Genomic DNA, 25,599 nt, shown 5'->3' with positions numbered 1-25,599 from the left:
AGTTTTGGTGGTTTGAATTCACATCTTTGACAAACTCCCATGAATGATCAAACGAACTACGGTGGGACGAACTATCAGGTGAATACGGGTGAGAACAATACCAATGTGTTCTATCCTGAGCCGGAAGTTCCGATCGTCGGGATTCCTCATAACCTGCCTCGGATTCATGCTCAGGCGTTTGTGGGTCGATCGCAGGAATTGGAGCAACTTCATCAGCAGTTGCAGCAAGGTAGCCGACTGGCGATTTCGGCGATTTCGGGGATGGGGGGCATTGGCAAGACGGAGTTGGCGTTGCAGTATGCGCGGCATCATCTGGAGCAGGAAACCTATCCGGGTGGGGTGTGCTGGTTACGGGCGCGGGAGGCAGATGTAGGGACTCAGATTGTTAGCTTTGCCCGCAGTCGGTTGGGCTTGAAGGTGCCGGAAGGGTTGGATTTGCAGGAGCAGATGGGCTGGTGTTGGCAGCACTGGCGCGAGGGAGCGGTGTTGCTGGTTCTGGATGATGTGACGGATTATGGGCTGGTTCAACCCTATTTGCCGTCTGGCGATCGCTTCAAGCTGTTGATCACGACTCGGTTGCAGTTGGGGAAGTCGTTTCAGCAGTTGGAAATTGAAGTGTTGCAGGAAGCGGCGGCTCTGGATTTGTTGCGGGCACTGACGGAGGCGGAACGGATCGATCGCCAGCTAGAAACTGCTAAATCGTTGTGTCAATGGTTGGGCTACTTGCCGTTGGGATTGGAGCTAGTGGGGCGATATCTGGCGCAGAAACCGGATCTGGCTTTGGACGAAATGCTGCAACGGTTGGAGGCAAAACGGCTGGATGCCAGGGCATTGAAACGAGTGGAAGCGGGGATGTCGGCTCAGTTGGGCGTGGCGGCGGCTTTTGAGTTGAGTTGGCAGGAGTTGGAGGGCGCGGCGCGGGAACTTTGCTATTTGCTGGGCTGGTTTGGGCTGGCTCCGATGCAGTGGCAGTGGGTGGAATCGTGTTTTGCCGATGGCGATCCAGAGGATTTGGAAGACTTGAGGGATGACCAGTTGATCCGGTTCAGCCTGCTGCAACGATCGGGGGAACGCACCTACCTGCTGCACCAACTGATCCGCGAGTTCTTTCAGGCAAAGTCGATCGCCCATTCCCATCCTGAAGCGGTTGATGCGTTGAAGCGATCGATTTGTCGTGTCATGGCGGAGATTGCCCGCACCATTCCCCAAACCCCAACCCTGATGGAGATCGCCCGACTCACTCCTGCCATTCCCCATCTAGAATCTGCTGCTCAACACCTGACTGATTTTTACAGCGATGAGGATATGCTGTCGGCGTTGACTGGAATAGCTAAATTCTATTCAGGTCAAGGACAGTACCAGCAGGCAGAACCCTGGTACATTGCTGCTTGCAACACAGCAAGTCAACGTTTCGAAGCCAATCATCCCAGTATTGCTGGTAGTCTGAACAATCTGGCATTACTGTACCACTCGATGGGACGCTACAGTGAAGCCGAACCGCTCTTGGTGCGATCGCTTGCTATCTATGAGCAGCAGTTAGGAGCAGACCATCCCCATACCGCCACCAGTCTGAACAATCTGGCATTACTGTACTACTCGATGGGACGCTACAGTGAAGCCGAACCGCTCTTGGTGCGATCGCTTGCTATCTATGAGCAGCAGTTAGGAGCAGACCATCCCGGTATCGCTCTCAGACTGAACAATCTGGCAGAACTGTACCGATTGATGGGACGCTACAGTGAAGCCGAACCGCTCTTGGTGCGATCGCTTGCTATCTATGAGCAGCAGTTAGGAGCAGACCATCCCGACACCGCTCTCAGTCTGAACAATCTGGCATTACTGTACCACTCGATGGGACGCTACAGTGAAGCCGAACCGCTCTTGGTGCGATCGCTTGCCATCTATGAGCAGCAGTTGGGCGCAGACCATCCCGGTATCGCTGGTAGTCTGAACAATCTGGCAGCACTATACCGATTGATGGGACGCTACAGTGAAGCCGAACCGCTCTATCTGCGATCGCTTGCCATCCATGAGCAGCAGTTGGGCGCAGACCACCCTTCTACAGCCACCAGTCTGGATAATCTGGCATTACTGTACTACTCGATGGGACGCTGCAGTGAAGCCGAACCGCTCTATCTGCGATCGCTTGCTATCTATGAGCAGCAGTTAGGAGCAGACCATCCCGACACCGCTCTCAGTCTGAACAATCTGGCATTACTGTACTACTCGGTAGGACGCTACGGGGAAGCCGAACCGCTCTTTGTCCGGGCATTAGGTATTCTGTTCGATCGCCTTAGAGAAACCCACCCCAATACCCAAACCGTGTGGAAGAATTTCCTCTCCTTCTTGGAGCAGGTGATAGAGGCAGGGCAAACCGATCGGCTTTCAGATCATCCAGCGACACAAGGGGCGATTCAGCAATTGCTTCAGGGACAATAGAGGGATAGAAGGATGGAGAGAAGAAGCGATAGACTGAAGCAGATGGGATTGAGGAAAGCCGGACGATGGAAATCATCAAGATTCGCAAAACCATTCTCAGCGATTCATTGGAAGTGAACGGTTTATCCCAATTTCAAGGACAGGAAGTTGAAATTGTCATCTCACTCGCTCAACCAAAATCCGCACAACCTGAGCAAGAACCAGACTTTATGAGATTTGCGGGGATCGCAGCCAATGAAACAGCATTACTGGAAGAACTTGAAGCTGAAGTAATGATCAATCGAGATCAGATCATCCCTGGACAAAAAGGGCGATTCCTCTGGAGAGCTACGCTAACGAGCAACTGAGCTAACCACTAGGGGACATAGGAGAATGAGGAGAGGCGATCGGTTCTATCTGATGAACCTCAAAGACAGAAGGGGCGATCGAGGAATGGAGCGATACACTGATGATGGAGAGCAATGGATTTCAAGATGGATGAAAACGCATTAAAGCAACTGGTTAAAGATAGTGTGCGAGAAGTTCTGCGGGAAGAAAGATTAAAACTATGCCAGGTTTTGCTCCCCTTCGTCAGCGACAAAGAAATGCAGGAAATTCAAGAAAAGCTTGGCTCCCCCTCAGACTATGACAAGAGCGAGTTCGTGAACATGACAGATTGGGTCAAAGATGGAAATCGTCCTCAGTAAAGGGGCTGTCAAATTTTTAGAAAAGCTATCTGCAAAAGAAACCGAAAAAATCCGCGAGAAACTCGCCAATCTTCTGCCGGTCCATTGACTCAGAAGGAATCGTTCCGTTCAACGAAATGGATATCAAGAGTTTGAAGGGAGAATGGCAGGGCTTTTTGAGAATGCGCGTTGGCAAAATCCGGATTGTTTTCAGAATTGATGCAGAATCAGACGAACTCCAAATTTATGACATTGATTTCAGAGGCAACATCTACAAATCGCAGCAAATCTCGGAACCACCGACCGTACAAGAGACGATCGAGCAACTGAGCCAACCATCAGGGAAAATGGGGGAATGCGGAAGGGCGATCGTATCCTGCTTGTCGAACTTCACAAACCGGAGGGGCGATTCCTTCCCTTCGGAACGCTACGCGAACGGAGAGCTACGCGAACGAGCAACTGACTTCCAGGTAGGATAGAAACATCTGGATTTTATTCGTGCCAATCAACTTATGGATTGCTATGCCTAGAGAAACTTCTGCCTTTCAGCAGGCGATCGAAACCGTTGAAGCCTTACCTTTAGAAGATCAAGCCGTCTTAGTGGACATTATTCAACAGCGATTAAAGCAACAACAACGGGAAGAACTGCTTCAGCGAGTTGCAGAAGCTGAACGAGACTACGCCGCAGGTAACGTTAAACGCGGATCAGTCGCAGACCTGATGGCGGAGCTAGATGGCTAATGCAACTGGTTTGGAGCCAAGGGTTTAGTCGAGAGCTAAAACGGCTGATTCGTCGCAATCCACAACTGAGAAAGCCGATCGAACAAACATTACAGAAACTCTCTGAAAACCCATTTCACCCAGGCTTACGAACCCATAAACTCAAAGGAGATCTCGTTGGACGGTGGGCTTGCTCAATTGATTACAGCAATCGGATTATATTCAGATTTGTACAAAACCCAGATTCAAGCGAAGAAGAGATTCTACTGCTAACACTCGGATCTCATGATGAAGTTTATTGATCAGAGCAGCGATTAGGCAAAAGACATCCGAATACGATAAGGGGCGATTCCTTTCCTTCGGAACGCTACGCGAACGGAGAGCTACGCGAACGAGCATTTGAGGCAACCACCAGGGGACATGGGGGAATGAAGAGAGGCGACTCAGCACATCCAGTAACCAGCGGAGTAGAACCATCAGGGAGAGCCAACAATTGAGCAAAACCTAATCTGTTTTCCACTCAGTTTGAGGAATCCTGGCATCTGTCAAAATAGTCCGCAGCGTACCCAGCGGCAAATCTTTTCCCTTGTGATAAGGCACGATCACCTGGAGTCCCTGTTCAGGATTTCGCCATTTTCGATGACTGCCCTTCTGTGAAATCAATTCAAATCCATATTGCTTTAGCAGTTTCTCTACTTCAGCAGCATTCATACGACGAATGCGCGTCATTCTACCGCAACCTCTCGAATCATTGCCCCTGGAGCCAGTTCGATCGAGTCAGGTTCCAGGTAGAGTGCGATCGCTTCACGGATATTCTCCAGTGCTGCTGCTTCAGTCTCTCCAGCAGAGGTACAACCGGGTAATTGAGGACACCACACCGCCCATTCTCCAGTTTCTGAGTCAGGTTCAAGCACAACCAACCAGTTCATAGAACTTCCTCCTTATGTCTTATTCTACAAAAAGCAGGAAAGAAATCTCTCCGATCATCTCTGGACACGATCGATCGAACACCTGAGGCAGCCACCAGGAGAAAGGGGAGAATGAAGAGGGGCGATCGGTTCTGTCTTTCAGCTTGCTTCGATCGCTGAAGTTCCCGGTTCACCCCAAACTTCAGGCAAAAGCCTGACCCACGATTGCGGTACCGAAACCACATCTAGCGTTTCGCCCTGTTGAAAAATCTCCAGGGTGTAACCTGGTTCTGGCTGCTTCACCGTAGCAGGTAAACAATCAACAATCACCGCCCGATCGCCTGCCTTCAGTTCACTATTCGGAATATCTCGCTGCAACACCACCCAATGAAACAATGCGTCCGTCGTCATTTGTCTCACTTCTCCCTATCTGTATCGGTACTCCTTAATTTGTCTGGATACAGCGTGATGAACCGAGCCGTACTTGTACCTTCATCTTGCTGCCAAATTGTAATGACCTCAAGCCGTTGTCCATTCAACCCGACCCACTCACTCTTGACCTTAAAACGGGTTCCCCAATCCGTCCGAGTCACCTCTGCTATTTCTGCACTTTCCATTGCCTTGAGTATATCCCGCTTCAGCAATTGCCAGTTTTGCAACTTGTATCCGGCACGGGCTAAAAATTCAGACTTATCATCCTCCGCTTGGTAAACAAGAAGGTAATGAGTCAGCTTTCGATCTTGGATAACCAAGCCCGACGGCATTTTCATCGAATGTATCCAACTATTCGTAAACCTTCATCGTATCTAACGATTTCAGGGAAAAGGGGAATGTAAAGGGGCGATCTATCCCGCTTGTTGCACTTCAGAAACCGGAGGGGCGATCGGCTTGATTTGCGATTCCGACACTTCCACCGCGTTCATTGTCCGTGGGTATAGCCACCAAAGGGAGAACTGAGGAGAAGCGGCATTGATCCTGAACGCCATAACAGGTCGTGTCTATTATCATGGAAAGTTATCTTGGTTACTGCTAGTGTTTTACTGTCTTCGCTGAATTCAAGATTCATTTCACATGAACTCTGACACCCCTGTACCTGATATCTCCCTGCCCGATTCCTCTGCATCAGGTACTTCTATGCCTGAACCTGCTGCCCTGCCTACGACTACATCTGATGAATCCCCATCGGTATCTACGCCTGAGTCACCTGACCCAGCGGAATCCCAACTCCAAGTTCCTCAAGTTCGGCTCAAAGGAGAAGATGGCCGGCTGTTGCTCCTGCTGCCGCCAGAAAGCGATGCGCCCAGTGCGCTGACCTGGTCAGAACTGTGGGTGCAGCTTAAGAACCGCCTGAGTGCTGGGGAACGCTTCTGGCAACCCAACGCGCCTGTCCATCTGATCTCCCGCGATCGCCTGCTGGATGTCCGACAGCTACAGGATATTTCTGAAGCATTGGCTGAAGCACAACTGCAACTAAAACGGGTTTATACGAGCCGACGGCAAACCGCAGTGGCCGCTGCTACGGCAGGGTTTTCGGTAGAACAGCAAGCGGCGATCGCTCACCTCAGCCAGTCTGATTCCGTAGGACAGGTCTTAGCAGAACCGCTGTATCTGCAAACCACCCTGCGATCGGGGATTGAAGTGCGCCATCCGGGAACGGTGGTCGTGTTGGGGGACGTAAATCCAGGCAGCAGCATTGTCGCCGATGGAGATATTTTAGTGTGGGGGGCGTTGCGAGGGGTCGTTCAGGCAGGTGCATCGGGCAATTCTCGCTGTATGATTATGGCACTTCGATTAGACCCGACTCAGATCCGCATTGCCGACTTTGTGGCCCGATCGCCAGAGAACCCCCACTCCCAGTATCTTCCAGAGGTTGCCTACGTCGCTTCTGACGGGATTCGCATCACCAAAGCCTCCGATTTTTCCAGAGAACGATTGTCCTAGTATGAAGCTATGATGCATCCCATCCACCGATATGAGTTTGATGGATTATCATTTGGGGAACCAAATCGGGGCATCGCGTTGGAGTAATGCAAGTTGGGCAATCATTGAGGGCATTAATCAAGCAAGTTCACATTCACGACAAACCTTGAGACACGACAAACCTTAAGATTAAAATTCACCATTCCATTTTCATCCACTCATGAGTCGCATTATTGTTGTTACATCGGGCAAGGGAGGAGTCGGTAAAACGACTTGTAGTGCCAACATTGGCATGGCATTGGCGCAGCGAGGGCATAAAGTCGCTGTGATTGATGCTGACTTTGGCTTACGCAATCTTGACCTGTTGCTGGGGTTGGAAAATCGGATTGTTTATACAGCCGTTGAGGTGCTGGCGGGGCAATGTCGCCTGGAGCAAGCCCTGGTAAAAGACAAGCGACAACCGAACCTGGTCTTGTTGCCAGCAGCCCAAAATCGCACCAAGGATGCAGTTACGCCAGATCAAATGCGCAAACTGGTCAACGCTTTAACAAAAGTTTTCAACTACATCCTGATCGACAGTCCGGCTGGGATTGAAATGGGGTTCCAGAATGCGATCGCGGCTGCGAAGGAAGCCCTGATTGTCACAACACCCGAAATTGCTGCGGTGCGAGATGCCGATCGCGTGGTAGGTTTGCTAGAAGCCAATGATGTAAAGAAACTTCACTTAATCATTAATCGAATTAAGCCTGCGATGGTACAGCAGGATAAGATGATGTCAGTCAGTGATGTTCAGGAAATTCTGGCAATTCCTCTGATTGGTGTCGTTCCAGATGATGAGCGCGTCATCGTCTCAACCAATAAAGGTGAACCGCTGGTTCTGTCTCAAACTGAGTCAACGGCAGCGATCGCATTCCAAAACATTGTGCGGCGTTTGGATGGCGAAAAGGTTCCCTTTCTGGATTTGACAGCGACCAACGACGACCTATTCTCCCGAATCCGTCGATTTTTTAGTTCCCGCGATTAATCCCCTGACTCCTTCTATCCCCCATCTTCCCAACCTTGACTTGCTTCGCCAAACTCTTCCGATGTTCCATGCTAACTGAACTTCTTGAACGAATTTTTTCCCGTGGTGTCCCTCAAACGAGCCGGGAGACTGCCAAGCGCCGGTTGCAAATTGTTGTAGCTCACGATCGCGCTGACCTGTCCCCTGCCATTGTGGAAAAGATTCGTCAGGAAATTCTGGAGATTGTTTCTCGCTATGTAGAGATTAACCCGGAAGATATGGAGTTTGCTCTGGAAAGTGATCAGCGCACCACTGCCCTGATCGCCAATTTGCCCATCAAACGAGTCAAGTCCGATCCAGATGATCCGTTGTGGGCTGAACCTTCAACCGCTGGATTTCAGGCAGATGAGCTAACGAACCCGACGACTGCTCCCTCTGAACTGGCGAATCCTGGGGGAACTCGAACGAACCGCCCCCTGCTCCCTCCGACATTTCAATCGTCCCCTCGGAAGGAGAGCCGATCGATAGAAATCCGATCGACGAAGCTTAGGGGGATGCGGAAAAACAACGTACCCGGTAGGGGCGCACAACTGTGCGCCCTTACTCTTTACCAGAGGGCTGGGGGTGGAGCCGGAGCCGGGGCTGGAGCCGGAGCTGGGGCTGGAGCTGGGGCTGGAGCCGGAGCCGGAGCCGGAGCGGGGGCTGGAGCCGGAGCCGGGGCAGGGGGCGGAGTGATTTGCGTCCGTTCAAATACCTGACGAGTTTCGATCGCCGTTAATAACGCCAGGGCATCTTCTTCGGAGATTTCTCGCAGATCAATCACAGCGGCGGAGTTGGGGGTATAGCTTTCGGCAATGACCACGACATAGTTGCCGGGGGTGACATTGCGAACAGAAATGATATTGTCAATGTCAATCAAGATGGGATTGTCTGCCTCATAGGTGCCAATGCTGTAGTCAGCGAGCAGGTCTACATCAGCAAAATTTTCGTTCTTATACAAATAATTCAGTTGACCTGGAGTACAAACGCGCTCATGGCGAGGATAGTCATCCGTTGCCCAGTCCCTCAGGCTACCATCCTGATTCACCACAAAACCGTCATAGGTGCGAATGACGCAATCATGTTCAGTCAAGATATCAGCAATGTTGCTGAAGTCAGTTCCAGTGATCGTGGTGGTTTGAGCCACTTGGGTACTGGCAATGGCAGAGGATGCCGCTCCTACCCCAAGGGCGGCTGCTAGTAGCGCACTCTTTACTGACTTAGCTGGAACGTTTTTACGTTGAAGTGGCATAACTCATTAGCTCCTTGTTGCTCTGATGCAAGTAAATTGCTTTTTGAAGGTAAGCACTGCTTGAAGACACTATCTGGACAATACAACAAGAAAATAAGGAAATCATGGGAATTTTGAAAAAATCCTCAAAAAATGTTTTCCAGAATACTTACAGCTTTGCAGCGACAAGCAGGTTTGTTAAGGCGTGCGTCGTAGGGTAGATTTTGTTAGATGTAGGAGGCGATGCTGTTCCCCTTCGCCATTGTCTCATCTGGGTTTGGGTTGGCTCAGAGGGATGGGGAAGCCCACTGCCGCATATACTCATACACCGCGATCGACCCAGCCGTTTGCACATTCAAAGACTCCACCAGACCAAATTGCGGAATTGTCACCGTTTGATCGCATTGTTGCAACACTTCTGAGGGAATTCCCGTGAGTTCCTGGCCCAGCACCAGAATCGATCGCTGGGGAAAGGCAAATTGGGAAAGGGGAATTGCCGTTGCGTCAGCGTGAAGGGCGATCGGGCAGTATCCCTGCTGTTGTTGGTGAGTCAACCAGTCCAGGAGGTGCGATCGGGGGCAGGTGAGCAATGGTTGCCAGTGGTGGGTGGAAGCGGCTAGATTGCGAAAGGCAGCCGTTTGCGGGATGGAGCCATCGGCAATGACCAGCGCTTCCAGTCGAAAGGCCTCACAGGTACGGCACAAGCCCCCCAAATTCGCTGGATTTTGCACCAGGGTTGCACAGACCATCAGGGAGTGACGGGGCAGGTGGGCATACTCCGATCGAGTCGCTGAACGATAGACGGGCGATCGGTTCACGCAATTACAGGCCTCGCTCTCCATACTCCAGTAAGTTGCTGATCACCGTCAGACGGTTGTTCCAGGTACGCACCCGGTAACTCTGGGTGAGGGATTGGAGATACATCCAGTCATCAAACTGTGTCTGAAAGTCCTGGAGTTGCGCCTGAGTTTCAGACAGCCTGCGGCGAGAGGGATTTTCCGCTAAATCCACTAAAGCCTGATTCAGCGCCTCCACCTGAGCCTGCCATGCCTCACGTTCCGCCTCTCGAATCCAGAGCTGGTCTTGACTCAGCATCAAGTTCCATTCTCGACGGAGGGCGGTAAACCGTTGGGTGGCAGCAGCAAACGGTTCACGAAAGGGAATCGGATCCGATTGATTGAGTCCCTGAGTCCGGTTCAGAATACCCTGCAAGTTTTCGTGCAGATGGGCTGCGGCAAACAGAGCGTAGCCCCCCGAAGGTAAGTCTCGCAATGCCTGGATCTGATCAAACACGACTGCATCCGGCAGGTTAAGAATCCGGATTCCGGGCAGGATAATTGCCGATCCCAGGTTCTCCCGCTCTCCGGTGAGCCAGGGCTGAGTCAGTTGCTGGAGCCGATTGGTATCCGCTGCATAGGCCATTAGCACCACCATATCGACATAGCCATTCTGGGCCCAGACTTCCCAATTTTGCTGAAGTTTCTGGATCCGCTCCTGGGTTGGCATGGCAAAAACTGCGGTGGACAGCACCACCTCAGGCCGCACCCGATCGAGCATTTCTGACGTTTCTGCGACAAAGGAAGTAATCTGCTCCACCCGAAATTCTGTCCATTGCTGCCACAGGGGCCCCGATCGACTGGTCAGGGTAATGGGATCCACCCCAGTCAACTGTTGAAATTGCTGACGGGCAGCAGTTCCATAGCCGTGGGTTCGTCCGGCGTAGGGATTTTGAAAGGGATAACGAATATAGTCCAGTTGCAACCCATCCACGTCATAGCGGGTGACGATTTCTTCGTACAGTTGCAAGAGGTAGCGGCGGACGGCTGGATTGGCTGGATCCAGAAAAGGCTCCTCATGCCCCGGCAGGTTTAGACTGCCGCGATGGTCATAGCTGGCCCAGTCCGGATTTGCTGTCAGGATTGGGCAGGATAACTGTGGGGAGTATTGACAATGCGATTATGGGCCTCATTCCCTGCTGCAAAAGTCCAAACCCAGGCGTGAATTTCCATGCCGCGATCGTGTCCCAGTTCAACCGCTGCCTCCAGGGGATCCCAATGGCGCGTCAAAGGGTTCTGTTGGGGCGCAATCTGGCTGGGATAGATCGGATACCCTGCATTCACCGTTTCAACAAAGACGGTATTAATTCCCGCTGCGGCCAGCCGATCGAAGATGACTGCCAATCCCTGCTTTGAACCCGCCTCAACGATCGTGCCGCGATCGAGCCACATGGCCCGAATTTCCGTTTGTGCTAAGGGGCGATCGGTGGGAAGGTTTTCCCAGAGGATCTGACGGGCAGCCAGCCATTCACTGCGGGCAGTAGCATAGTCCTGTTGGCGAACTCGTTCCAGGAAAATAGCCAGTTTCTCGCGGGCTTCCTGTAGGATCTGGCTGTTCAGGTTGCCTTCAGTGTGATTATTCGCCAGCCGAACCACCTCATCGGCACTGGCCGTTAAACTGACCTCTGGGGATTCTGCCTTCGCTTCCTCGTTTTTGTCCTCCGCTCCTGCTTCTCCCTGCAACGCCAGGTCAAACTCTCCCGCAGTAGCATCGGCAGCTAACAAGGCACTTTCATATCGCCCAATCAGGTTTTCCAATTCCTGCCGCATGGCGATCGAATCGACAATGGAGATCGGCCGGGAGCCGGGTTCAACCACCAGTCCGGGGGGAGCTGCGTTGCGATCGGGACGAGGGGAAACGGAAGGAGGGGGAGTGGGGAGGGGGGAGTGGGAAGTAGGAGGGGGAGGGGGGAGGGGGGAGGGGGGAGTGGTTTGAGGGAGAGTAGGTGGGGAGGTGGGAGTGGGTGGAGTGGATGGGGCGGTGGGGGCGGTGGCGGTACGGACGGGGAGGGCGTTCTGAAAGCGGGTGAGGGCGGCGGCGAGCCATTGTCCATCGAACTCTGCCAGGCTGTCATTGGGATGTCCCCATCGCCATCCTAAAAAGACAGTCTGCCGTGTGGTGATAATGGCTACGGTGTTGGTGGAGGAACCCTCCCGCGGATCGGTTGCTCCATCTGGGGTTCTCCAGGTGGCGACGGACTGACTGCCCAGCCCTGTGGGGATTAATGTGCCTCCAGTAATCACCGACTGCGTATCTCCTTCTCGCAGCCACCGCTGGCTATTGAGGGCAACGGGCTGTAGGGTCACGGGTTGAGACAGGGTAGATTCCCAGTAGGCTCCCAGTAGGGCTTGAAAGGCACGGCGAACCCCTGCGGAACCACTCGTGCCGGTGCGACCGCTAGCAATGATTAATCCACCCCGGTTAACCCAGTCTTGTAAGGCTAATACCTGTTCAGCAGAAACATGGGCAACATCGGGGAGAAACAGGACAGAAATGTTGTCAAATCGGGTATTTTGTCCCACTCGATCCCAGTCAATCACCTGATAGCGCAGGTTTGCCCCATCCAGCCGAGTTGTAATTTGCTGCCAGTAGTCCGCATTATCGGTACTTCGCACTACCCCTAAGACTAAATCCTGTTGCGGATCTGTGGATGCTGAGCTTGCTGCATCAGGCGGGGCTGGCTGGGCCCAAACGCTATGCATTCGATCGGGAGAATATACACAGATCATTACCAGAGCAGCAATGATTCCTCTCCCCAGAAAAGTGATGAATGAAGGGGCAAGGGGGAGATGCTGCCAGCGAGATTGATTGAAAGGCTGAATCTGAACCAAGAACACACTCCTCACAGGTACATCAGGTACATGACGATCGCGCAACGTTGCGATGACCTGAGCGATTTTTGACAGTCAGGACTTTTGCTAATCAGAACTTTTTGCTAATCAGGACTTTTGCTAATCAGGAACTTGAAGCAATTGGAGAGAGAATAGATTGCAGGAAGGCTTTGCACGGGTGGGCAGAACGACATGGAAGAATCCACCACCTCCGGGGAATAAGTTGTTGCCCGAGAGAACAGACCCCAGAGAACAGACCCTAGTGAGCTGGAAATCACTACAGGATTCATCAGGTCACAAGTTTCCCCTCTGCATATCCTACCGCTGGGGGCTGAAGCAGAACACCCTATTCGGTTGAAGAGTTTTGTTTAAATCGTGAGGTTTTTATGAACTTTTAGTGAAATGTATCAATTCCTGCTTGACATCTCTAATCTTAGTCTTCAGCTAGAAGATTTTCCGGATTCAGGGGTTCGTGCTCGACCACGAACACATTGGAGTAGAGGTTTGCAATCACCAGCTTGCCCTGCTGCGTTAACTCCAGATAGCGCAAACCATCTTTAACGTAGGGATATACCCCATTCCAGTAGAATTTGGGGTAGTTTTTGCGGAGATCGCCGGGATGTCGATAGCCCAGTGCTTTATTGACTCCAGTTTCTTCAAATTCGTAGAATAATGCCCCAATTTTTTTCAGGTAGCGGGGATCGCTGAGTTGCCCAATTAAATCTGAAGCGCGAATTAACCCTGGAAAGTTCTCGGTGTCCTGGTGGTCTTCAGCCTTGGGAACCGGGAAGCGCGTTAGCTCGATATTCTGCTTGATCCGCTCTGAATCAATTAAGTTGTGGCCGCCAAATCGTTCATCGATAAATAGCTTGGCCCGATCGACATGGTAAGGAGTCAGGCTGGCATCCGATGCGCCTGGAGTCAGGTGGATCATTTCGCCGTTGCCCGTGTCATACCAGCCGTTGCGATCGTGGCGGCAGACTCCTTTGACATAGCCAATGTCATGGCACACCAGGGAAATAATGAAGTGAAGCCAATCTTCGCAGGAGACTCCGCCCTCACGAATATGTTTGCCACGCAACAGTTCTTGACCCACCAGCGTCACCAGAATTGTATGCTCGACGTTGTGGTAGAGTGCATCACTGTTGGCGATGTTCTCTAACGCCATTGAACCGACCCAGCCAATGATGTCTTCATAGTCATGCTTCCAGCCGCCGTAGGTGCGCTGATAGCCCTCTTTCAGTTTTTTGACGAAATCATCAATTAGAAGTTCAGTGGCGTTAAACATCTGGAGTCTCGTTGGTGCTAGGGGAAAATGCAGGATACCCAGGGCTATGGGCATTTGCAGCAGGAAGGAATCGTCGTCTTACATCAAGGATGCCCAGATTAGACCTATCGTTACCCTATCTCACCTGAATGATTCAAACTGTGACTAAACACTATTTTTAGTGTGAGCGCGCGCAATGATGCAGGCCAGGGTCGTTACAGGACTTAATGATTTTACTGCATGGAAAATTTGCTTTGTCCGCTCAGGCTGAACCTCCTCCCAGTTGTCATATCAGTTTCATACTCTTTTAGTCTATGATGTCCGTCCAGACTTAAATTGATCCTCTTCGTTAAGCGACATCTGACCTGAACCTGGACTGCGGTGATTCGGAAAAATCTTATCTGCACCTATGAAATCTACTGTTAGCAAACTGCAAGGCTTGAGCGATCGAGAGGCGGCCAGTCGTCGAGAGGCGGGTCAAGGGAATAACATCGCTTTACAAACCGGACGTACCTACTGGGAAATTCTCCGAGATAATCTGTTCACCTTCATTAACGGGGTGTACTTCTTTCTGAGCCTGGTACTGATTGCCTTGGGACGCGCCAGTGATGTATTGGTGCTGGCCTTTGTGGTGCTGCTGAATGTCGTGATTAATGTGATTCAGGAGATCCGCGCCAAGAAAAAGCTCGATCGGATTGCTTTGATTACTCGTCCGAGAGCCATTGTGATTCGGGAAGGGCAGGAACGAGTGGTTGATCCGGCAGAGATTGTGGTGGGCGATGTGCTGGTGATCGCTCCGGGTGATCAGGTGGTGGTGGATGGGGTGGTGGTCGGTGAAGGCAGTCTGAAAGTGGATGAGTCTTTGCTCACGGGGGAATCCGATCTCATTCCCAAGCAGGCGGGTGATCCGGTCTATTCGGGGAGTTTCTGCGTCAGCGGTACGGGGTTTTACGAAGCGGAGAAAGTAGGAGCTGAAAGTTTAGCGAGCAAAATGACTGCCGAAGCCCGTCGATTTCGCAAAGTGCTGACTCCGCTCCAACAGCGGATTAACATGATGATTCGCTTGCTATTAGGAGTGGCGATCGTCCTGGGATTAATCACCGGACTGCGCATGATTTTGGGGGTGAGTTCCCTCACGGCGGGAGTGCAAAACCTGGCGGTGATTGTCGGCTTAGTGCCGATCGGCTTGTATTTTATGATCACCCTGACCTATGCATTGGGCGCGGCGCGGATTGCCGAACAGAGTGCCTTGGTTCAGCAGTCTAATGCCGTAGAATCCCTCAGCAATGTGGATGTGATGTGCCTGGACAAAACGGGGACACTGACCGCAAACCGGATTCAACTGCAATCTGTTTATCCGATCGATATTGATCTCGCTAAATTAGAACATCTGTTGGGAGCCTATGCTGCCAGTGCTTCATCCAGCAACAAAACCAATGAAGCAATTTTGACGGCATTTCCCCGTGAGAAACGATCGCTTCACACTGAAGTGCCCTTTGGTTCAGCCCACAAGTGGAGTGCGATCGCCTTTGCAAATGCTCCGGGGGTTTATGTGCTGGGTGCTCCAGAGGTTTTAGCAACGGTCATCCCACTCGCGTCCACCCTGCAAGCCTACATTCGTGAAGGAGCGGATCAGGGCTTGCGCGTGCTGATGTTTGCCTACAGTCCAACGGTGCTGAACCTGGAAGATCAGGCAGGAAATCCAGTCTTACCCCCCGATCTGCAACCGCTCGGCATTTTACGGTTTGGCGATGAACTGCGTCCAGATGCCCAGAAAACCCTGGCAGAATTCCAGCGGGCAGGGATTCAGGTGAAAGTGATTTCGGGTGATAACCCAGCGACCGTAGCTGCTCTGGCCAAGCAAGCGGGGTTGAGCAACGACATTATTGCAGTATCCGGGCAAGAGCTGGCGGTCATGGATGAGGCTGTCTTTGCACAAACGGCCGAAGACGGTACGATTTTTGGTCGGATTACGCCAGAGCAAAAGGCCCGTCTGGTGGAGAGTCTTCAGTCTCGTGGTCATTACGTCGCCATGATGGGGGATGGAGTCAATGACGTACTATCGCTGAAGCAGGCGAATGTGGGGGTGGCTATGGAAAGCGGTAGCCAGGCCACACGAGGAGTTGCCGATATTGTGTTGCTGAAGGATACCTTCAGTGCGTTGCCGAAAGTCTTTCTGGAAGGACAACGCATTCGTAATGGGATTGCTGATATCAGTAAGCTGTTTATGGTGCGGATTTTCTCGTTTACTCTGGCGATCGTGGCGATCGGCATGATTACGCTCTCATTTCCCTTTGGGATTAAAACCAGTACCCTTGCTACCTTCCTGACCGTGGGCTTACCCCCTTTCTTTGTCACCCTCTGGGCAAAGCCGCAGCAAATCAAAACCGAATCAGGCGATCCATTTCTGCATTTTGTTCTCCCAGCAACGTTGACCCTTTCCTTTGCCAGTGTTCTGGTGTATCTCTACTTTCTGGCAGAAAATATTGGCCCTGTGTTTGATTGGTTAAGCGGTCAACTGCCGTTTGCAGAATTAGGCCGCCAAATTACCCGCGCTGATGTTGCCAGGGCCCAACAGATTGCAGAACAGGCACTGGTGACGATGCAGATTTTGGCAGGCTCACTGCTGCTCCCCTTCCTGAAACCGCCGACTCCGGCATGGGTGGGTGGAGAACCCCTGAGTCGGGACTGGCGCTACACCATCCTGGCGGGTGTTGTTCTCATCCTGTACGTGCTGATTCTTGTGATTCCAGGGTTGCATCACTTTTTTGAACTTTCTTCGCTCAATTTCATTCACTACTTAGGAATTGGACTGGTTGCCCTAATCTGGATGTGGGTTGTGCGGTTTGCCTGGCGACGTGCGTTGCTCGATCGGTTTCTGGGGATCAAAATCAGCCCATTCTAAGGTTTCACCGTTACACGCTCTATCTCCCAAATCCCTCATCTATTTTTATTTGATATCAGTATGAACAAGCATTCACGTTATCAATCATTGACAGGTGGCTTTGTGGTTCTGACCCTGGGTTTAGTGCAGATGGTGGCTGCAATACCCGGACTCGCAGTTCCCCTTTTAGAAGAACAGCTCATGGCTCAAACGGCTTCCATTACAGGCAACTGGCGGTTGGTCAGCATCACAGAATCAGCAACGCCGACTCCAATGGTGCCCCCCCAAACCACCGAACTCACTGCGGACTTTTCGGGCGATCGCATTACTGGGTCGGGAGGCTGTAATCGCTTTATGGGCGGCTTTACAACGGCAGGAGAACAATTGAACGTTGGCCCACTGGCCACCACGTTTATGGCCTGTGAGGCAGCAGTCATGGATCAGGAAATGCGTTATCTGGCCGCATTGCAGGGGGCCCAACGCTACGAGGTGGATGATCAGGGGCAACTGGCCATTTTTTACCAAACGGAGCAGGGCACGGGCATTTTGCGTTTTACGTCGGCTCAAGCGGTTCGAGGATTGTGGTAGTGGAGCAGCATTAAGGATCATGGATTAAATAACCTGTAAGGCGTTTTGCTTTGTTGACTGGGCAGGCAAGATGCCCACCCCACAAGAGTTTCAGTTTATTTAATTCGCATTCCTAAGCATTAACTTTAGTAGGTTGGAATTGGTTTTATGTTTGATTTTCTGAAGCCTGAAGTCACTCGATCGACTCCCCAGCAAATTGCCCAATCGCTTCGCTGGTTAGGCTGGACGGGGTTTGGACTGCAAGCACTGCTGGGATTTATTCCGATTCTGGTGGTGGTGACTAGCGTTCTATTTAGCCCAGTTCAACCGCAGCGCAGTGGGTTTTCCTTTGGCTTGTGGTTGGCGATCGTCTGTCTATTCATCCTGCTGTTCAGCATTTACTGGTGTTTTCGCTACACCCAATTGGCTCGTCAACTGGAGGTTCGAGAACTCCGTCCGGCTAAAGCTCAGGTGATTCGAGATCTGAAGTGGGGACTGATGGCTAACCTGGGAGTGATGGCGATCGCGGTGCTGATTGCCCTGTCGCGGGTGGGTGAATTAACCTTCCGCATGTTGGTTTTTCCCCAGGGGGCAACGGTAATTGCTCCGAATCAAATTGGCACCACTGTCACTCCGGGAGCGGTGATTGCTCCGTCTAATATGATTGCCATCCAAGCCATGATCAACACGATCGCGGCTGGGTTAGTTGGAACGGTTATTGCCCTGCTGTTGCTGTATCAGGTCTATCGAGTCGGACAAAACCGCAATGTGTAGGGGCGATAATACCCGGTAGGGGACAATACTGTGTACCCCTACTGCTGTACGCGCTGACTGAAGAGAAAACAAAATCCCCATCGTACTCCGACGCATCTGTAGTATTATCTAACCATAGATAGATGCAAATTTTCGCTTAGGAAAAAACAAAAAGATCAATAGAAATTTCTGAAGATAAAACCCTGTATCGTTTATATTTTGCTTAAAAATTAAAACTTTGATCCTCCGTAAGGTTTAGGTTGGCTAGCCCCAACGATCTGCATCTACCAGCCAGTTCAGTCGCAAAAGCTGTTGGAGTGCCAGGGGTATTCCTCATGTCAGCAGCGTCTGCGGAAAAGCTTTTCTTAGTAGATTTTGCTGTGTCTCCTGACAGGTCTTGCCTCCCTCAGGTTTCGCCCGCATCTTCGTTAAAATCCACTATAGAGCGTTTGATATGAAAATTCTTTTTATAGAAGACGACAAATATACGAGTGAGCTATTTTCAGCTTTGCTAGCTGCCCATCGTTATGCGGTTGATGGGGTTTCAGATGGAGCGGCAGGTTTGGAAATGGCAACTCAATGGAGGTATGACCTGATTCTGTTAGACATCATGCTGCCAACTCTGGATGGGATTGAGGTTTGCCGCCGATTGCGTGCCCAGGGTTGTCAAACTCCGATCTTGATGCTGACTGTGAAGGATACAGATGAAGATGCCATTACTGGACTGGATGCAGGAGCCGACGACTATGTTTCTAAGTCCTGTCACTCGGCTCAATTTCTGGCAAGGGTACGCGCCCTATTGCGACGCAGTGGACATGCCGCCCTGCCTCCGGTACTGACGTGGGGGCAACTGTGTCTGAATCCTGCTGCGGCTCAGGTCACCTATCAGCAGAAAACGATCGCGCTTCGCCCGAAAGAGTATAGCCTGTTGGAGCTTTTTCTCCGCCATCCGCACCGGGTTTTCAGCCGCAGCAACATTATCGATCATCTGTGGTCGATCGAGGAAACACCTGTTGAAGGATCGATCACCAATCTGATCAAAGATCTGCGCCAACGCCTCAAGTGTGCTGGGATGTTTGATGATTTGATTGAAACGGTTTACGGATTGGGCTATCGGTTAAAAGCAGCCCCAGTGCCGGACGAAGAGGTGCAGCTAGCGATGGAGAACGCAGGCACAGCGGTAAATGGAGGAAACGAAGTCCTGCCTTTGTCTGTACCCGTGGATCGGGATGATGATTGGAATCTTCGAGAGCAACGGGGCAGAGCAGCCATTCGCCAAATTACTGAACACTTTCAGGTGTCTTTAGAACAGCGCATTGCAGCCCTGGAGGCGATCGAGCGATCGTTTCTATCGGGTGATTGGAGCTTACAACAACAGGAATCTGCCCGCATCCAGGCACACAAATTAGCCGGTGGATTGGGAACCTTTGGCTATGCTAAGGCTTCAAAAATTGCCCGATCCGTTGAACATTTATTAGATGTCCAGGTGAGCCAGGAAACCCAGTTGGTCACTCAGTTTTCTCAACTGCTGAAGGAGCTACGCCAGGAACTGACCCAATCTACCGAACCCCCGATCGCCCAACCCAGTCTATCCAGGAGGTGATGCCAGCGCGGTTCATGTTGCCCCGTTAAAATGGGGATTTCTGACCATAGCCCTGTTGCGCTTAACGTTAAGCATCTTTCATGCCGATTGTCCCTCCCCGATCGCTCCCCAGGTTCCCAGCGAATCTGCCTCTAAAGTGGGTACTGATTATTCCCTGGCTGTTGCCTGTCCTGGCGGCAATGGTTGTAGTGGGTTATCTGTCCTACCAGGATGGGGCAGCGCATACCCAGGCAGACGATTGGCTCTATCTGCTGACCCTGGGAACGGCGATCAGTCTGAATTGGATCGCTGCGAACCAGATCACAGCCCGTTTGGCTCAACTGAATCGGGTCAGTCAACAATTGACCAATGGCAACCTGAATCAACGGCTACCGACCCATAGCCTGATTTATGAATTCAATGGTCTGGCCCAGTCCTTTAACCAGATGGCAGACCAACTGCAACAGTCTTTCGATCGCATCCAAACAGCCCTGGAAGAGTCTGAAGAGAAATTCACCACGGTGTTCCGCACCAGTCCTGATCCAATGGCGATCGCCAGCTTTGAAGGATGCCTGCTGGAAGTTAATGATAGCCTGCTGGAATTTTTTGGCTATTCCCGATCGGAAATGATCGGTCGCACAGCCCTGGAACTCAACCTGTGGAGTAACCTGAACCAGCGTCAACGCTATCGAGCCTTACTCCAACAGCAGGGTCGAGTGTCCAATCTGGAGGCCCAGTTGTGGACCCAATCGGGTGAAGTCAAAACTGTTTTAATCTCTGCGGAACGGCGGCGGCTGGAAGGACAAGATTGTCTGATCGTGACCCATCGGGATATTATCGAACTTAAGCAAACCGAAGAAAAACTCCGCAAAACGGAACAATGGCTACACCATTACAGCCAGCTATCCCCCGGTAACATCTATACCCTGGTGCGGGAAACCGATGGGCGGTTCTGGTTTGAGTACATGAGTTCCGCTGTGGAGACGATTCACGAAATCACGGTGGAAGAAACCCTGCAAGATGCCAGCGTCATCCTGAATTCGATCCATCCCGACGATCGAGCCGGCTATCAGGCGGCTGTGCTGGAAAGTACACGCACCTTCAAACCGTTTTCCCATGTGTGGCGGATTGTTACACCGACGGGTTTGGTGAAATGGCTTCAGGGGAATTCTCAGCCGGAACGACGGGAGAGCGGGGCGATCGCCTGGCATGGGGTGGTGACGGACATTACCGATCGTCAAACCGCAGAATTGGCCCTGCAAAGATATGAACGCATTGTATCTGCGACGATCGATGCAATTTCTCTGGTCGATCGCCAGTACCACTATCAGATCGTCAACCAGACCTACCTGGACTGGAATTGTAAAACCTATACCGAAATTGTCGGGCATTCCGTCAGTGAACTGATGGGACAGGAAGTCTTTGAAACCACCATTCGTCCTTACCTCGATCGCTGCTTTGCCGGAGAAACGGTTCAGTATCACGAGTGGTTTGAGTTTGCTGGTTTGGGACGGCAATTTGTCAGCGTGACCTATTCTCCCTATGTGGAGACGGATGGAACCATCTCTGGGGTAGTGGTCAGTGTGCGCAACCTTACCCCGCTCAAACAGTCTGAAGCGGCTCTGCGAGAAAGTGAAGAACGGTTTCGAGAGATTGCTCAAACCGTCAATCAGCTTTTCTTTGTGCGATCGGCTCAGTCCGGTCAGTTTCTCTACATTAGCCCTGCCTACGAAAAGATTTGGGGACGCACCTGCGAGAGCCTCTATCAAGACCCCGACTCCTGGTTAGCAGCCATTCATCCAGAGGATCGCCCTCTAGTCTTGAATTCGCTCCAAACTCAGTTTCAGGGTCAATCTGCGCAACGAGAATATCGGATCATCCGGCCCGATGGGGTCATTCGCTGGATTTCTGCTGAAATTTCTTTGACCCAGGATGAAGCCGGACAGCCAGTGCGCTATACCGGATTTGCAGAAGACATTACCGATCGCAAACAGCTAGAACTCTCACTGCGATCGCAAGCGGAAGAGGAACGTTTGCTAGCCACTATCACCCAAACGATCCGGCAGTCGCTCAATCTAGAAAAAATTCTGGCAACAACAGTCCTTGAAATCCAGCAAACCCTGAAAGCCGATCGGGTCTTAATTTGTCGGTTGAATGCCGATGGTTCGGGACAGGTGATTCAGGAAGCGGTTGCCCCCGAATATCCCATCACGGCGGAGATGTGCTGGACAGATGAACACTTCCCAGAGGACTGCTATGAATATTATCGGCAGGGCCAACCTCGAATTGTGCTGGATGTGACGGCTCTTGATGGGGCGGACTGTTTGCTGGAGTTTATGCAGAGTATTGGCGTGCAGTCAAAAATTGTTGCGCCGATCGTCCAAACCTGCGGCAATGCGATTTCAAATATATGGGGATTACTGATTGTTCATGCCTGTTCCCATTGCCGGCAATGGCAGGACTCAGAAGCCCATTTTTTGCAGCGCATTTGCAATCAGTTGGCGATCGCCATTGATCAAGCCAATCTTTACCAACAACTGCAAACAGAGCTGAGCGAGCGGAAACAGGCAGAAGCCGCATTGCGAGACAGCGATGAGCGATTTCGTCAACTGGCAGAAACCGTGCGAGAAGGCTTTTTTGTCTACGAAGTGGAAGCGGATTACTACTCCTATGTCAATCCATCCTACATTGAAATTGACGGCATCAAAGATGTGCCCCTGGAACAGGGAATGTCTCGCTGGATCGATCGAATTCATCCAGACGATCGGGAGTATGTTCAAACCCTCCTGGCGCAGGAGCAGGAAGGCAAAAATTTTGATGCAGAGTATCGCTATCTCCACCCGCAGGGAGACATTCGCTGGCTGCGATCGCAGTCTTTTCCCATTAAAGATGAAAGTGGCAAGACAATTCGCATCGTGGGCACCGTAGAAGACATTACCAAACGCAAACAAACGGAACAAGCGTTACAGGAACGGGAGGCGATGCTGCGGGCCATTGGCGATAACTTACCCAAAGGATTTATCTATCAGCGGATTTACGAACCGGGAAAGGGTTTCTACTACTCCTACGTGAGTGCTGGCGTGGAACGGTTGCTGGGCTTGAAACCAGAAGCCATCCTGGCCGATCCCAAAGCAATCCGCACCATTGGCTTTGAGGAAGAACTGGCTCACGCTGATCAGGTGGTTCAGGAGTCGCTCCAGCACCTGACCCCCATTGAACTCCAAATGCGAAATCGGACAGCCCAGGGAGACATTCAATGGTCGTCGATTCGCTCCGTTCCTCGCCGCTTGCAGGATGGACGCACCGTTTGGGATGGGGTAGAAGTCGATATTACCGACCTTAAACGCACGGAAGCGGCCCTGCAGTCCAGTGAGGAGTTGTTCCGCAGTGCCTTCGATTATGCGCCCATTGGGATTTCCCTCGTTTCAACAACGGGACAATTTGTCAAAGCCAATTCTTGCTATTGCGATTTATTAGGGTACTCCGAAGCGGAATTGTTGTCCCTCAGCTTTCAAGACATTACCCATCCGGACGATCTGGCGATCGATCTAAAAGGGTTCAATCAAATGATGGCGGGCAAACTTCAGTCGTTTCAAATTGAAAAACGATACATCACCAAACAAGGAATCATTGTTCCCGTTCTGATGAGTGCCGCCTTAATTAGAGATGCACGCGAACAACCGCTCTACTGTATTGGACAGGTGATGGATATGCGCGATCGCCACAGAGTAGAACGCATGAAGGATGAATTTATTTCTGTTGTCAGCCATGAACTACGTACCCCTCTGACCTCCATTCGAGGTGCGCTAGGGATTTTAGGATCGGGGGTTTTTAGTAACCGGCCCGAACGGGCCGAACATATGCTAAAAATTGCGATTAACAATAGCGATCGACTGGTACGGCTGGTGGATGACATTCTCACCTTAGAAAAACTGGAATTAGGCAAGGTGCAACTGGTCAAAGAACATTGTCAGGTGTCAACTCTGATGCAACAAGCGATCGACAGTGTGCAGGCGATCGCCGATCAGTCTACCATTACCCTTTCTATGACTCCCCTTGCGGTTACTCTATGGGCCAGCCCGGATGCCGTGATTCAAACCCTGACGAATCTACTGAGCAATGCCATTAAGTTTTCTCCGGCTGGTGAAACAGTTTGGTTGAAGGCTGAGAGGGTAGCTGAAAGCGACTTGCATCCTTCTAGTCCCCATGTGCTCTTCTCCATTCAAGATCGGGGGCGTGGTATCCCTGCGGACAAACTGGAATCTATCTTTGAACAATTCCAGCAGGTAGATGTATCGGATTCTCGCCAAAAGGGAGGAACCGGGCTGGGATTAGCCATTTGTAAGAGCATCGTGCAGCAGCATGGGGGGCAGATTTGGGTCGAGAGTTCTTTAGGAGAGGGCAGCACCTTTTACTTTACGTTGCCGTTGATAGTTCAGGAGAAGAATGACCAAACGGATCTTGATTATCGATGATGAAGTGGATATTCGGGAGGTGGTGCGGGTGTCGCTAGAGGAGTTTGCAGGATGGCAGACCATCACAGCCGCCTCCGGGGAGGAAGGACTGCAAATTGCTAAGGCGGAAACGTTGGATGCCATTTTGCTAGATGTTTCAATGCCGGATATGGATGGCTTCCAGGTTTATCAGGCACTTCAGTCAAACCCATATACCCACACTATTCCCATCATTCTCCTCACTGCAAAGGCACTACCCAGCGATCAAAGGCGATTTGCCGCGCTAAATGTGGCAGGGGTAATCATCAAACCCTTTGATCCCCTTACGGTTTGGAACCAGGTTGCAGATATCATGCAGTGGAAGCTATAGAGCTATCAAACTTTGGTTCATATCAGTTTCTTATTTTTTTGTCCTATATTACAGGGCAGGTAACTTGAATTATTTCAATGCTGATTCAAGGCACATTGGATTCAATTCGTTTCCTGCAAACGGTCGTTCCTTTATGTCAATTTTCCATCTTTTTGTTAACTTAAATCACGAAGCAATTCAGTAAATTTTTGACCATCATGTTTAATGATGATTCTTCCAAGATTGAGCAGGTTGAAACTGTGATCAATGTTCTATCAAACGCTTTAGTTAAGCTCCGTGAACATGATTATCCTTCGGCTCAGGTGATGGTGGCAATTTCCAGACAAACATTAGAAGAACTACAACTGGACTTTGATCTGCATTTTCAAGCTGAAATGGCATTGGAACAGCTATTTCAGCGATCGTTGAATTAGATCAAATCCTGGACATTGGTTTCATCTTAAAAGCCTTTGAGATTTTGGATTCCAGTTGTTCGTTGTTCAGATTATGTTCAAAAATGACTAATCCGAAAGGTAGGAAATTGCTTAAGCTATAAAATTTTCCTTTCTGAGACAGAGGGCGCTCCCATGTCTACAAAATCAATTTTACTAATTGAGTGTGAAGCCAGCATTGGAGATGTTTTGCATATTTGTCTCAGTGAATTGGGAGGATGGCGGGTGACGTTAACTTACACTATTCAAGAAGGAATTGATTTGTGTAGAACATTGCACCCTGACGTAATTTTGCTTGATACTTCTACATCGGAGGCAGATGCACTCATTTTTGTTGAGCAACTCAAGGAACATTCGATTCGGCACTCCATTCCGATTTTGCTGATTACTTCCAGAGCCAATTGGTTCACCTGTCAGCAGCTTCACCAGATGGGCTTTGCTGGGGCGATCGCCAAACCATTTGATCCGTCTACCTTACCGGTTCAAATCTCTAATCTGCTCGATCAAATGAATCGTCATCAGGAGCCATCGGAGTTTGGAACACAGTCATTGGAAATTGATTGAATCCATGGGCGAGATAATCGCTCCACAATAAGCTGAAACTTTTGTGGGGTGGGCATCTTGCCCGCCCAGTCCATTCAGCAAAACCACCGTACAGGTCATTTACTCCACAATCCTAACGACAGACTGCTTATTTT

The 25,599-nt window shown here is 51.0% G+C and carries 26 protein-coding genes and 1 pseudogene; 17 read left to right on the top strand and 10 right to left on the bottom strand.

What is annotated here, in order from left to right; genetic code table 11:
• Positions 1–39: 39 nt before the first annotated feature.
• The 6 genes from ACM1PF_RS20805 to ACM1PF_RS20780 all read left to right on the top strand — a co-directional run bounded on the left by ACM1PF_RS20805 (position 40) and on the right by ACM1PF_RS20780 (position 4,126).
• Positions 40–2,439 carry a tetratricopeptide repeat protein gene (locus tag ACM1PF_RS20805; protein ID WP_416666550.1) on the top strand — a complete coding sequence of 800 codons (2,400 nt, stop codon included), beginning with the start codon at positions 40–42 and terminating at the stop codon, positions 2,437–2,439.
• A 65-nt stretch (positions 2,440–2,504) separates the two neighbouring features.
• Positions 2,505–2,786 (top strand): hypothetical protein, encoded by a 282-nt coding sequence (locus ACM1PF_RS20800; RefSeq protein ID WP_416666549.1) that lies wholly within the window; start codon positions 2,505–2,507, stop codon positions 2,784–2,786.
• Between the two features lie 126 nt (positions 2,787–2,912).
• A complete protein-coding gene (locus ACM1PF_RS20795; RefSeq protein WP_416666548.1) occupies positions 2,913–3,125 on the top strand; it encodes a hypothetical protein in 213 nt (70 codons plus the stop codon).
• 116 nt (positions 3,126–3,241) lie between these two features.
• Complete coding sequence (locus ACM1PF_RS20790) at positions 3,242–3,583, top strand: type II toxin-antitoxin system RelE family toxin (protein WP_416666547.1); 342 nt, start codon at positions 3,242–3,244, stop codon at positions 3,581–3,583.
• A gap of 43 nt (positions 3,584–3,626) precedes the next feature.
• Positions 3,627–3,845, top strand: a complete 219-nt coding sequence (locus ACM1PF_RS20785) for a hypothetical protein (protein WP_416666546.1) — start codon at positions 3,627–3,629, stop codon at positions 3,843–3,845.
• Positions 3,845–4,126, top strand: a complete 282-nt coding sequence (locus ACM1PF_RS20780; RefSeq protein WP_416666545.1) for a type II toxin-antitoxin system RelE/ParE family toxin — start codon at positions 3,845–3,847, stop codon at positions 4,124–4,126. Before ACM1PF_RS20785 ends, ACM1PF_RS20780 begins: the two co-directional genes overlap by 1 nt.
• Before the next feature lie 202 nt (positions 4,127–4,328).
• Here the strand turns inward: ACM1PF_RS20780 and ACM1PF_RS20775 are convergent, their stop codons facing one another.
• From ACM1PF_RS20775 to ACM1PF_RS20755, 5 genes are all read right to left on the bottom strand, one after another.
• Positions 4,329–4,553 carry a type II toxin-antitoxin system HicA family toxin gene (locus tag ACM1PF_RS20775; RefSeq protein ID WP_416666544.1) on the bottom strand — a complete coding sequence of 75 codons (225 nt, stop codon included), beginning with the start codon at positions 4,551–4,553 and terminating at the stop codon, positions 4,329–4,331.
• Positions 4,550–4,753, bottom strand: a complete 204-nt coding sequence (locus ACM1PF_RS20770) for a type II toxin-antitoxin system HicB family antitoxin (RefSeq protein WP_416666543.1) — start codon at positions 4,751–4,753, stop codon at positions 4,550–4,552. Before ACM1PF_RS20770 ends, ACM1PF_RS20775 begins: the two co-directional genes overlap by 4 nt.
• A gap of 138 nt (positions 4,754–4,891) precedes the next feature.
• A complete protein-coding gene (locus ACM1PF_RS20765; protein ID WP_416666542.1) occupies positions 4,892–5,143 on the bottom strand; it encodes a DUF4926 domain-containing protein in 252 nt (83 codons plus the stop codon).
• 5 nt (positions 5,144–5,148) lie between these two features.
• On the bottom strand, positions 5,149–5,484 hold the full coding sequence (locus tag ACM1PF_RS20760) for a DUF6883 domain-containing protein (RefSeq protein ID WP_416666541.1): 336 nt from the start codon (positions 5,482–5,484) through the stop codon (positions 5,149–5,151).
• A gap of 93 nt (positions 5,485–5,577) precedes the next feature.
• The gene (locus ACM1PF_RS20755; RefSeq protein WP_416666540.1) at positions 5,578–5,718 is read right to left on the bottom strand and encodes a hypothetical protein; all 141 of its coding nucleotides are present in this window, start codon (positions 5,716–5,718) and stop codon (positions 5,578–5,580) included.
• A gap of 148 nt (positions 5,719–5,866) precedes the next feature.
• Here ACM1PF_RS20755 and minC point away from each other — a divergent pair, with 148 nt between their 5' ends.
• From minC to minE, 3 genes and pseudogenes are all read left to right on the top strand, one after another.
• Positions 5,867–6,673: a septum site-determining protein MinC gene (gene minC / locus ACM1PF_RS20750; RefSeq protein WP_416676742.1), complete on the top strand. Its 807-nt coding sequence runs from the start codon at positions 5,867–5,869 to the stop codon at positions 6,671–6,673.
• Between the two features lie 199 nt (positions 6,674–6,872).
• The gene (gene minD, locus ACM1PF_RS20745) at positions 6,873–7,676 is read left to right on the top strand and encodes a septum site-determining protein MinD (RefSeq protein ID WP_416666539.1); all 804 of its coding nucleotides are present in this window, start codon (positions 6,873–6,875) and stop codon (positions 7,674–7,676) included.
• A gap of 68 nt (positions 7,677–7,744) precedes the next feature.
• Positions 7,745–8,020 (top strand): annotated as a pseudogene (gene minE, locus ACM1PF_RS20740) (cell division topological specificity factor MinE); the annotation flags it as partial.
• 242 nt (positions 8,021–8,262) lie between these two features.
• Here minE and ACM1PF_RS20735 read toward each other — a convergent pair.
• From ACM1PF_RS20735 to ACM1PF_RS20715, 5 genes are all read right to left on the bottom strand, one after another.
• Entirely contained in the window at positions 8,263–8,946 is a 684-nt protein-coding gene (locus ACM1PF_RS20735; RefSeq protein WP_416666538.1) for a hypothetical protein, read from the bottom strand.
• Positions 8,947–9,212: 266 nt separating this feature from the next.
• Positions 9,213–9,743, bottom strand: coding sequence for a TrmH family RNA methyltransferase (locus ACM1PF_RS20730; RefSeq protein ID WP_416666537.1), 531 nt, complete (start codon positions 9,741–9,743; stop codon positions 9,213–9,215).
• Between the two features lie 4 nt (positions 9,744–9,747).
• Entirely contained in the window at positions 9,748–10,842 is a 1,095-nt protein-coding gene (locus ACM1PF_RS20725; RefSeq protein WP_416676741.1) for a glycoside hydrolase family 10 protein, read from the bottom strand.
• Positions 10,839–12,593: a family 10 glycosylhydrolase gene (locus ACM1PF_RS20720; protein WP_416666536.1), complete on the bottom strand. Its 1,755-nt coding sequence runs from the start codon at positions 12,591–12,593 to the stop codon at positions 10,839–10,841. Before ACM1PF_RS20720 ends, ACM1PF_RS20725 begins: the two co-directional genes overlap by 4 nt.
• A 433-nt stretch (positions 12,594–13,026) precedes the next feature.
• Positions 13,027–13,881: an Npun_R2479 family HD domain-containing metalloprotein gene (locus ACM1PF_RS20715; protein WP_416666535.1), complete on the bottom strand. Its 855-nt coding sequence runs from the start codon at positions 13,879–13,881 to the stop codon at positions 13,027–13,029.
• A gap of 388 nt (positions 13,882–14,269) precedes the next feature.
• On the opposite strand from ACM1PF_RS20715, the gene ACM1PF_RS20710 reads away from it, so the two are divergent.
• The 8 genes from ACM1PF_RS20710 (at position 14,270) to ACM1PF_RS20675 (ending at position 25,465) form a co-directional block, all read left to right on the top strand.
• Positions 14,270–16,765 (top strand): HAD-IC family P-type ATPase, encoded by a 2,496-nt coding sequence (locus tag ACM1PF_RS20710; protein ID WP_416666534.1) that lies wholly within the window; start codon positions 14,270–14,272, stop codon positions 16,763–16,765.
• A gap of 60 nt (positions 16,766–16,825) precedes the next feature.
• On the top strand, positions 16,826–17,332 hold the full coding sequence (locus ACM1PF_RS20705; RefSeq protein ID WP_416666533.1) for an META domain-containing protein: 507 nt from the start codon (positions 16,826–16,828) through the stop codon (positions 17,330–17,332).
• Positions 17,333–17,479: 147 nt separating this feature from the next.
• A complete protein-coding gene (locus ACM1PF_RS20700; RefSeq protein ID WP_416666532.1) occupies positions 17,480–18,085 on the top strand; it encodes a DUF3611 family protein in 606 nt (201 codons plus the stop codon).
• 433 nt (positions 18,086–18,518) lie between these two features.
• Positions 18,519–19,667 carry a response regulator gene (locus tag ACM1PF_RS20695; RefSeq protein WP_416666531.1) on the top strand — a complete coding sequence of 383 codons (1,149 nt, stop codon included), beginning with the start codon at positions 18,519–18,521 and terminating at the stop codon, positions 19,665–19,667.
• An 80-nt stretch (positions 19,668–19,747) separates the two neighbouring features.
• Positions 19,748–24,121, top strand: coding sequence for a PAS domain S-box protein (locus ACM1PF_RS20690; protein ID WP_416666530.1), 4,374 nt, complete (start codon positions 19,748–19,750; stop codon positions 24,119–24,121).
• Entirely contained in the window at positions 24,093–24,470 is a 378-nt protein-coding gene (locus tag ACM1PF_RS20685; protein WP_416666529.1) for a response regulator, read from the top strand. Before ACM1PF_RS20690 ends, ACM1PF_RS20685 begins: the two co-directional genes overlap by 29 nt.
• Before the next feature lie 197 nt (positions 24,471–24,667).
• Positions 24,668–24,883, top strand: a complete 216-nt coding sequence (locus tag ACM1PF_RS20680; protein WP_416666528.1) for a hypothetical protein — start codon at positions 24,668–24,670, stop codon at positions 24,881–24,883.
• 153 nt (positions 24,884–25,036) lie between these two features.
• Entirely contained in the window at positions 25,037–25,465 is a 429-nt protein-coding gene (locus ACM1PF_RS20675) for a response regulator (RefSeq protein WP_416666527.1), read from the top strand.
• Positions 25,466–25,599 lie beyond the last annotated feature (134 nt).

The organism is Egbenema bharatensis FJBBOT/2019, from assembly GCF_048077055.1.
Taxonomy (GTDB): Bacteria; Cyanobacteriota; Cyanobacteriia; order Elainellales; family Elainellaceae; genus Egbenema; species Egbenema bharatensis.
Note: the sequence above shows the minus strand (reverse complement) of the source record. Positions and strands in the feature narration are given on the sequence as shown.